The 9617-nt window shown below is 56.4% G+C and carries 7 protein-coding genes and 1 pseudogene; 6 read left to right on the plus strand and 2 right to left on the minus strand.

Translation table 11 applies throughout. The features are described 5' to 3' along the window. Positions 1–19 precede the first annotated feature (19 nt). Genes OLTU_RS10030 through OLTU_RS10050 form a run of 5 tightly spaced genes read left to right on the plus strand, consistent with a single transcriptional unit; the run spans position 20 to position 5679 of the window. Complete coding sequence (locus OLTU_RS10030) at positions 20–1261, plus strand: ROK family protein (RefSeq protein ID WP_141732628.1); 1242 nt, start codon at positions 20–22, stop codon at positions 1259–1261. Between the two features lie 13 nt (positions 1262–1274). After that, entirely contained in the window at positions 1275–2939 is a 1665-nt protein-coding gene (locus OLTU_RS10035) for an ABC transporter substrate-binding protein (RefSeq protein WP_141732629.1), read from the plus strand. 7 nt (positions 2940–2946) lie between these two features. Continuing rightward, a complete protein-coding gene (locus tag OLTU_RS10040) occupies positions 2947–3930 on the plus strand; it encodes an ABC transporter permease (protein WP_176736492.1) in 984 nt (327 codons plus the stop codon). Next, positions 3927–4889: an ABC transporter permease gene (locus OLTU_RS10045; protein WP_141732630.1), complete on the plus strand. Its 963-nt coding sequence runs from the start codon at positions 3927–3929 to the stop codon at positions 4887–4889. The genes OLTU_RS10040 and OLTU_RS10045 overlap by 4 nt, the downstream gene beginning before the upstream one ends. Then, entirely contained in the window at positions 4861–5679 is an 819-nt protein-coding gene (locus OLTU_RS10050) for an ABC transporter ATP-binding protein (RefSeq protein WP_141732631.1), read from the plus strand. Before OLTU_RS10045 ends, OLTU_RS10050 begins: the two co-directional genes overlap by 29 nt. On the opposite strand, the gene OLTU_RS10055 is transcribed toward OLTU_RS10050, so the two are convergent. Next, positions 5680–6522: a hypothetical protein gene (locus OLTU_RS10055; RefSeq protein WP_141732632.1), complete on the minus strand. Its 843-nt coding sequence runs from the start codon at positions 6520–6522 to the stop codon at positions 5680–5682. It lies immediately after the preceding gene. A 44-nt stretch (positions 6523–6566) separates the two neighbouring features. Further along, positions 6567–7655, minus strand: a complete 1089-nt coding sequence (locus OLTU_RS10060; RefSeq protein ID WP_176736493.1) for an SGNH/GDSL hydrolase family protein — start codon at positions 7653–7655, stop codon at positions 6567–6569. A 234-nt stretch (positions 7656–7889) separates the two neighbouring features. Here OLTU_RS10060 and OLTU_RS32300 point away from each other — a divergent pair. After that, a pseudogene (locus OLTU_RS32300) lies at positions 7890–9617 on the plus strand (7TM-DISM domain-containing protein); the annotation flags it as partial.

Below are 9617 nucleotides of genomic sequence, written 5' to 3' on the forward strand. Positions count from 1 at the left end.
GGGTGTCAAAGGGGAAATCATGAAAGTCTTTCAAGGTTTGGATGCATCCGATATCAGACTGTCGAACAACAATCTGCTGTTGCGCCTCTTGTGGCAGCATCAGGTGATTTCACGCGCGGACCTGGCCCGCATCACCGGCATGAGCCGCCCCAGCATCTCGGCGATTGTTGCAGAGCATTTGGATCTCGGGCTGATCAGTGAAATCGGTCCAGGGGAATCGAGCGGCGGCCGGCGGCCTGTGCTGCTGCGTTTTGAAGATGATGCGCACCTGATTGCCGGCCTCGACTTCGGGGCCTCGCATATGAGCCTCATGCTGAGCAATCTGCGCGGTCAGGAAGTGGAATGGCTCTCCGTGCCTGCGCAGACCCGGGAATTTCCGGAGCAGTCCATCCAGCAGGCGATGGAACTTTTGAAGGAAGGCATCACGCTCGCCCGACGTCGCGGGCGCAAGGTGATCGGTCTTGGAATCGGCGTGACGAGCCCGGTCTATTCCACCGGTGACAGTCAATCCATGCATCCGGCCATTCACCCGAAGTGGGCTGGACTCGGGCTCAGCCGCATTCTCAAGGAGCATGTTTCCATCCCGATTTTCATGGAGAATGATGCCAACCTGGGCGCGCTGGCGGAACTTTGGTGGACGGAACGACAAAGCCGCAAACACCTTTTGTATCTGAAGGTGGCCTCGGGTTTGGGTGCCGGTGTGATCATTGACGGCAAAATTTTTGCGGGCGCCCATGGGCTTGCGGGTGAGCTGGGTCATACCTTCCTTGCCGATCGCAGACTCAACAAGGATCCGACGCTCGATAATTTGAACGCGATGGTGGGCATTCCCTATGTGCTCGAAGAACTCAGGATCAAGGTGAGCCAGCGTCAGCCGGGGGTTGTGCATCGCGGGGCTCTCTTGAAGGAAGCCTACGAAAGCGGTGATGCCAGCACCCGCGCCATCGTGGAGAAATTCATCCATCGGCTCGCGCTCGCCATTGCCAATGCCATGGTGAGTTTTGATCCGGAGCTGGTGATCGTCGGAGGGATCGTGCCTGATCTTGGCGACGAACTGCTGGGCATGCTGCGGGAGGATATTCCGCGCCATCTGGTATGGCCCGAGCTGCGCAGCGTGCCGCTGGAATGCAGCCGCTTTGGGGAAAAGCAAACCGCTCTGGGTGCGGCCACGCTGGTGCTGGAAAAAATGCTCGAGGATTTTGAACTGTTCTGCGAGGCCCGCGAACAGCGTATACGTCTCAAGGAGTTCAATCTTAGCTAAAAAGGGGAGGCACGTGCAAGGTTCATGGAGGAGCTTATGGCTTCTGCTCATCCTGTTCGGTTGTCATGCGGAAAAAAAGGCCAGCGCACCGCGCGATCATCTGGTCATTTCCACCGAACAAAATGCCTCATGGATTCGTAACTTCAATCCCCTGTCCGCCGCCGCAGGGGCCCGTTGGGTGACCCTGGGCGCCATGTATGAACCGTTGATGATTTATAACCGCATGGAAGGCCGTCTGATTCCCTGGCTCGGTTTGCGTGCGGATTTTGAAGACCCGATGCACCACCAGCTTAAAGTCACCTTGAGGTCCGGTGTGCGCTGGTCGGATGGGAAACCATTTACGGCCAGGGATGTGGCCTTTACCTTTCAACTGTTGCGAAAATTTCCTGCGCTCGATAGCAACGGCATCTGGAATTTTGTGAAGAGCATCGAAGTGATGGATGACACGCAGCTCCGTTTTCATTTTCAGAGAGCCTTTGCTCCCGGCGTGCTCCAGATCATGCAGCAGCCGCTGGTCGCCGCTCACAGCTGGAAGGATGTGCCGGATCCGGTCAGCTTTGCCAACGAACATCCGGTGGCCACCGGGCCCTATACGGAGGTCACATTGTTTGAAAATCAGGTCTTTGAAATCGGCCGCAATCCTTATTACTGGCAGAAGGATAAGGCGGCTGTGAAGGCTCTGCGTTTTCCCGCCTTCGCCAGCAATGAGCAGGTCATGCTCAACCTTCTGCAGGGCAACATCGATCTTGCAGCCAATTTCGTTCCCGCCGTGGAACGCATTTATGTGGACAGGGACCCCGAACACAACCGCTACTGGTTTCCGCTGGTGGGCAATATGGTCTTTCTCTATCTGAATACGACCACGGTGCCCTATGATCAGGCGGAGGTGCGGCGCGCCATCAGCATGGCGATGGATCGGCAGAAAATCGTCAAGGTTGCCATGTTCAATTATTCAGAACCGGGCCATGCCTCAGGCATGACCCAGGGCCTCGGCCGTTGGCGTTTGCCGGCGGATCATCCCGGTTCGGATTGGGTGCGCTTTCAGCCGGACAAGGCTGAGGCTCTGCTCGATCAGCTGGGTCTGAAAAAGGATGACAAGGGCATGCGGCGCCTGCCCAACGGTGAGGTCTGGTCGCTCGATATCAATGTGGTCAGCGGCTGGTCGGACTGGGTGCGGGCCGCTCAGATTATCAGTCTCAATCTGCGCGCCATCGGCATTGATGCGCGCCTCAGAACTTATGATTTCGGCGCCTGGTTCAGTCAGCTGCAACGCGGGGAGTTTCAGGGGGCCATTTCATGGTCGACCGATACCGTCGAGCCTTACGAATTCTATCGCTTTCTGATGTCGGAGAAAACCAGACAGCCGATCGGCACACCCGCCGCCAGCAACTGGCATCGCTTTGGTGACAGCGAAGTGGAAGCCAGACTGGAAAAACTCGCGAGTACGTTTGATGCCGCCACCAAACAGCAGCTTGTCCATGAACTGCAAATCCTCTTCATGGCCAAGGCTCCCGCCATTCCGCTCTTTCCCAATCCGGCCTGGGGCACGGCCCATACGCGTTACTTCCAGAATTTTCCCACACCGCAAAATCCCTATGCGGTGCTGTCGCCGAACTATCGACCCGAAATCCTGCAGGTGCTGACGGAAATCAAACCCGTCACCCGCGTTACGCTGTGAGGGGATCGTGCTGAATGCTCTGAAGCGTCTCGGATTTTACGGAGCGGCTCTGCTGTTCTCGCTGCTTGTAAACTTTCTTTTGCCCCGTCTCATGCCCGGTGATCCAGCCAGTATCATGTTCGCGCGCTTTCAGGGCCAGCTCCAACCGGAAGCGATTGAAGCGCTGCGGCAGACCCTGGGTTTTACCGAGGCTCCGCTCTGGCAGCAGTTTATCACCTATTTTCGCAGCATTTTGCAGGGTAACTTCGGCATCTCAACCAGTTTTTTTCCGGCGACGGTAACGTCCGTGATCCTGCAATCCATCGGCTGGACGCTGGCGCTGGCGGGTCTCTCCCTGCTTGTGAGTTTTTCTCTCGGAACCTGGCTCGGCGCCTTGGCGGCCTGGTATCGAGGTGGCTGGATTGATCGTTACGTGACACCTCTTCTGATCTTTCTTGGTTCCTTTCCCTATTTCTGGCTCGCCATGCTGCTCGTTTATCTTTTCGGTTTTACGCTCGGCTGGTTTCCGATCGGACACGCGTATTCCGCAGGGATGAAACCCTCCTGGAGTCTTTCCTTTCTTTTGGATGCCGCGCAGCACCTCGTGCTGCCGGCCCTTTCCATTATCCTCGCCACGATGGGCGGCTGGATTTTGAACATGCGCAATGCCATGATCAGCGTGCTGGGAACGGAGTACATCAGCCTGGCCCAAACCAAGGGACTGCCTCAGAAAGCGGTGCTCTATCGTTATGCGATGCGCAATGCCCTTTTACCGAATATCACGGGCCTTGGCATGGCCATCGGTTATGTTCTGGCCGGATCGATGCTGACGGAAATTGTCTTTTCGTATCCGGGGCAAGGTTATCTTCTGGTTCAGGCCGTTCGCAACCAGGACTTCCCCCTTATGCAGGGCCTCTTCTTTTGCATCACAGTCGCGGTTCTGCTGGCCAACTGGCTGGTGGACCTCGCCTATCTTTGGCTTGACCCCCGCACCCGAGGAGCACGGGCATGAAGGAATTTGCAAAATCTTTCCGGCAGACACCCCTCGCGCGCGCCTTGAGGGATCATCCCGAGTCGCGCATGGGCCTGCTGCTACTCGCACTTTTATTTTTGGGCTCATGGCTTCTGCTCGCTGTGATCGGTGATCCGACGGAATACACCGCGGAACCTCTGCTGCCCCCATCCTGGGCACATCCCATGGGAACCAATGGGCAGGGTCAGGAGGTCTGGCGTCAGACTGTGGCCGGGACGGCCGCGTCCCTGAGTCTGGCCTTGATCACGGGATTTGCCATGACCGCGCTGGGAGCTTTCATCGGTCTGATGGCGGGTTACGCCGGGGGGAGGATCGACCGCATCCTCTCCTTTTTCATCAATATCGTTCTCGTGATTCCGGGTCTGCCTCTGGCGTTTGTTCTGGCAGCGTTTTTACCGTCCGGGCCCTGGACTCTGCTGTTGGTCCTCACCATCACCGGCTGGGCCTGGACGGCCCGCGTCTTCCGTGGTCTGGCGCTCTCGATGCGCAACAAGGATTTTATTCTGGCCGCAGAAATGGTCGGGGAATCGCGGCTGCGCATTCTGAGCTTTGAAATTCTGCCGAATCTTCTCGCTTCGTTTGCCTCCAGTGTGATCGGTTCGGTGATTTATGCGATCGGCGCGCAGGTGGGTCTTGAATTTTTGGGCCTTGGGGATATGAATCGTATCAGCTGGGGCACCAACCTTTACTGGGCCAGCAATGATGCGGCCCTGCTCACCGGCTCGTGGTGGATCTTCGTGCCAACCGGCCTTGGCATTGCCCTGTCCTGCAGTGCGCTCACGCTCGTGTCCTATGCGGTGGATGCGGTAAACAATCCCGGTTTGCGGGCGGACACCATACTGCGGCGCCGTTTGCAGGATCCGTTCAAACGGGCCATCGGCATCACACCACTTGCCAGGGAGTTGCGTTATGCACGAAGCCAGGTTGCTGGAAATTAGAAATCTCAGTGTGGCCTTTGCGGATGCGGAGCAGGACATCCTCTGCCTGGATCGTATCAGCCTCGACATCAGGGCCGGGGAAATTCTGGGCCTCGTCGGCGAATCCGGCTGCGGAAAGTCCACGCTGTGCCGGGCCATCCTCCGCAGTCTCCGGGCGCCGGCGTATATCGCGGGCGGCCGCATTTTCTGGAAGGGCCGGGATCTTTTTCAACTGGATGAGGAAGGCCTGAACAAAGTGCGCTGGCGCGAGATCGCTCTGGTCGTCCAGAGTTCACTCGACGCTTTGAATCCTGTGATGCCGGTGGAACGCCAGCTGGTCGATGCGATGCGGGTGCATACCGACTGGACCCGGACGCAGGAGCTGACCCGTTGTCACGAACTTCTGGATTGGGTGGGACTGCCGCGGCGTGTGTTGAAATCCTATCCGTTTGAAATGTCGGGCGGCATGCGCCAGCGCGTGGTGATCGCCATGGCTCTGGCCCTGGAGCCGCAGCTTTTGATGATGGATGAACCGACCACCGCCTTGGATGTGGTGACGCAAGCGGAAATATTGGGACGGCTCAGGGATCTACAGGAAAAGCAGGGCTTTTCGGTGATTCTGGTTACCCATGATTTGCCGCTGGCTCTGGATTTTTGTGATAGTATAGCCGTGATGTCGGGCGGCCGCATTGTGGAGATGGAGACAGCGGGGGAGCTTGCAGAGAATCCTCTGCATCCCTATACGGTCAGGCTGCTGCAGGCGTTCCCGCGGCCTGATGCTGAGCGTCTCTCCGAAAACCCCTTGCGTTGATCACATCCGACAGTTGACGAGAGAAACAGTCAGCCAGGCCTTCACGAGCCGGCCCTTGTGTGGAAATTCCACCGGATACCATTGCTGGACATCCGTTCCACTGGACGCCTGAGCCGGGCCGGTGACTTGGATCGTCGTGGGATCCAGGATGGCAACGATGGGACTTTTGGAATCCGGCTTTTGCAGCGCGCGGGCATGCGCGGATTTCACCTGGCAGGTTTTGGGATATCCAGCCTCAGGTGTCGCATTTTCAATGTCGCCCATATCGGGATTGACGAGCGTCGCCGACATGCTCATGGCCGGAGGCGGCGGCGTGGGTTCAGGCGCGGGCGCCGGGAAGGACTTGCGTTCGGGAGCAGCGCTCGCATAGAACGCCTCCAGAATCTTGCGCTGATCGTCCTTGGAAAACATCGGTTGGCGATACAGAACATTTTTGAAGACCTCGGCCTGCTCAGCGGTCAGTCGCGCCATCGGCCGATCAAAGTTGATCCCATAGGCGCGTCCCTTGGCCTCCTGACAATGTGTAAAGGCCCTATCATAGTTGCCCTTCAATTCCGGATGGTCCTTGAACTCGCCATCGACTGCTCCGGTGAAACAGGCCCGCTGATCAGGTTTGAGCCAGCAGTAAAAGTGAGCTTGCAGATCACTCCACTGCCCACCCGAGGAACTTTTCAAACAGACGGAGAGCTTCGGAGGACTGGGATCACCACGCTGTTCCCGCAGTTCGCGCAAAGCCGCAAGCACCTGGCCAGGACCATATTCGGCGGCGGCAGCCGTCCTGCTCCGCGCCTGGACAGAAGGGACGACCAGCCAAAGGGAAAACAAAAGAGCAGGCACTCGCACGTCGAAAACCTCGTTCTAGGGAATGTGGATCTCTTTAGGATATATCACAATTCCATGCAACGGGCCAGGGCTTTGGTCTGATCATAACCGGCAACCTTGCCTGCCGCGCTGATATCAGCCAGGAACTGACTTGCATAGATGCACTGCATTTTACTGTTGGGATGCACGTAGTCCCAATACTTGAATCCGGAAGGATCCGTGCAGAATGCCTTCGCCCCATCGAAGCGACCTTGCAAACTGCCGACAAAACAGGGCGCATCAATGCGATTGAAGCCATAGTTCTTTGGATTTTCCGTCGTCTTCTGATTGATCTCATAAGCCTGGAAAATGGTGATGTTTACTTCCGGCATATCCTTGGTCAGTTCCTTCAGCATGGCACGGAGCGCTGTATTGTGCGCTGCCGTCGCCGCATAAAGCGTGGCATCGCTCGCCTTGGGAGGATCCTTGGGATTGCGATTGAGGCCGCCCAGTTCGGGCATGGTCCCGATAACGAAGTGCCGAAAGCCGATATCCTTGAGATCCTCGATGCCATCCTGAATATCGCTGATGGCCTCTTTCACCTGTCGGTCGAGGATTTCGCTCACAGGATTTTGATTGGCGTCCTGAGCCTTCACCGCGTTGCGAACATAATTCTGAGGCCCGATCCAGACCACGACCAGCGTGCTGGCAAAATCCATTTTCTTGAGTTCGCTTTTGTTATTGCTGATCTGCTGCAAAAGGGAAGGGATATCCGTTTCGCCCATCGTTCCGGTCTGCCGGGTCTCGGCAAGGCCCACTGCAAAATTATCGAGCGTCCAGTTGAGACCACCGCCCACATAATCCGGCCAGATGGGGCCATTGCTGAAGCGCGATTTGTAGTAGACGCGCGGAGGAACCGCGGCACCGTTCGTGAGCTTGTTCAGATGCCCCGGATCGGAGAGGGCATCGCCAAAGACCACGAGTTTGGTGATTTTGGCTTTGGCCGGATTCTGCACCTGACCGGCCAGCCACTTCTCCTGATTTGGTTTCACCAGATCGTTGACATGGGGACCCTTATCCTCATTGGCCGCAGAAGCCTTGTCCTGGCTGGTTGGGGCCGAGGTTGATTGACAGGCGCCAAGGGTCAAAAGAAGACATGCAAAGTATCGAAGCATCCGGGAACCTCCCTTATTTTCCATCGACTCAGTATAGACAAGTCCAGGACCTTCTGAAAGGCAACAACCATGAGCGGACGTGCGGTCCGGATTTTGGTCGCTTTCATAATTTGTGAACTTTTGTCCTGCCCCGGCTCTCCGCCGTTCGCTATCCGAACGAAAACGTCATTCATGATCCAAAGCTTTTGAGCCGAAAAACTCCTCAGGACCGATCTCAACAAGGATGACGTTTTGGTGCGAAGCACAAGAAAGCTGATTTTCGCCCTGCTCTCCTGCTTTTTGTGGGGCGGACTTCTCGTGGCCGAAAGCCGTGAGAATTGCTTTTCCTGCGACATCAAGGTGCGATCGCTCAAGCGTCCCCTGGATCTGCGAGGCCGCTGGCTCTTCACACGCGAAGACTTGCCACAAAATAAGGATCCGGAAACCGACACCAGTTCGTGGATCACGATCGACGCCCCGGGCACCTGGAACAACGCCTATGAGGATGGGGAAACGTTTGAAGTGGGCTGGTATCGCGGCAACTTTCGGTTCCATTCCCGGCTGATCGGGAAAAAAGCGGTTTTTTACGTGGATGCGTATATGAGCCGGCTGCAGATCTTCCTCGACGGCAAGGAGATCATGTCGCGGAAGGGCCGTCACACGCATGAGCAGTATCATTCCATTCAGCCGATTCCGGTGGTTTTCGAAATTACGGAAACCCGGCATGTCATCACCATGCGGGTGGACACGCGGCTCATGATGGGAGTTTATCAGCTGCCGTTCCAGCTGCGGCCGTATCGGGAATTTGACCCGGTGATCACGTTTTATCAGCTCTTTGCGGGTGAATTGCGCAATATCTCGGCCTATGTCCTTCTGGTGTTCGGTCTCTTCTTTCTGGCCGTTTATGCAAGAACGCGCTATGCGCTTTATCTCGCGGCCGGGCTTACGGGTATCGGCATTTTCCCCTTCTATGCCTTTCCTCATGACAACATGATCAAACTTGTGGACCCCGAAAAGCTCTGGATTCTGCACTATATTGGCATCAACTGCCTGGCCCTGGGACATGTGACCTATTCGCAATACTTTTGGAAGGCCACGCCCCGGATCAACCGCATCAATTTCATCGTGGTGGCCGCCCTCGCTGGCCTTCTCGTGGCCATGACGTTTAATTTCAATATGTTCATCTTCCAAATCGTTCGCAAGGTCACCTTCCTTTATAGCTTCTGGATGGCCATGCATCTGGTCTGGAACTGCTGGCATGCGTTCAGGGCCAACTCGCGGCTGTTTATCCTGCTGCTCGGGGAAGCGACCTTTTTTGTCTGCAGCGTGCATGATATTCTTCTGGCTCTTGGTTTGATCCACTCGACGAGCCTCATCTTCCTCGGCACGCTGATCTCCACCACCTCGATCCTTTACCTGACTGCCGTGATCTTTGCCGAAACCTATACCCAGAACCGTCAGCTCCTGATGCATGTCGGAGAGGTCAATCAGAATCTGGAAAGAACCGTGGCCGCGCGAACGCATGACCTTTATGAGAAAAAGCAGAATCTCAGCCTGATTCTGCAGAGCCTGCCTGAAGGCATCATGGCCTTCGATGCCAGCTTTCGCATACTGCCTGAGTATTCCCTGGCTCTGGAACGGATCCTGGAAACGGGGAATATCGAAGGCCGGGATATCTTTCAGCTGCTCTTCGCCCATTCGTCGGTCCCCATGGATGTTCAGGCCCAGATGCGCAGTGTGCTGGCCCTGAGCTTTGATGAGCCCGTTCTGAACTTTGACATCAACAGCGATCTTCTGGTGAAGGAATTCCAGGCTTCCATCCGCGGCTCCATCAAGGTGCTGGGCCTGACCTGGAGTGCGGTCATGGCCGAGAATAATCAAATCACCCGGGTGCTGCTCACCATCAGTGATGTCACACAGGTCAAGCGGCTCGAACGGGAATCGCAGCGGGCCAAGCTGCGCAGCAAAATCGTTGAAGCCGTG

Origin of the sequence: Oligoflexus tunisiensis (assembly GCF_001748245.1) — a bacterium.
Classification (GTDB): Bacteria; Bdellovibrionota_B; Oligoflexia; order Oligoflexales; family Oligoflexaceae; genus Oligoflexus; species Oligoflexus tunisiensis.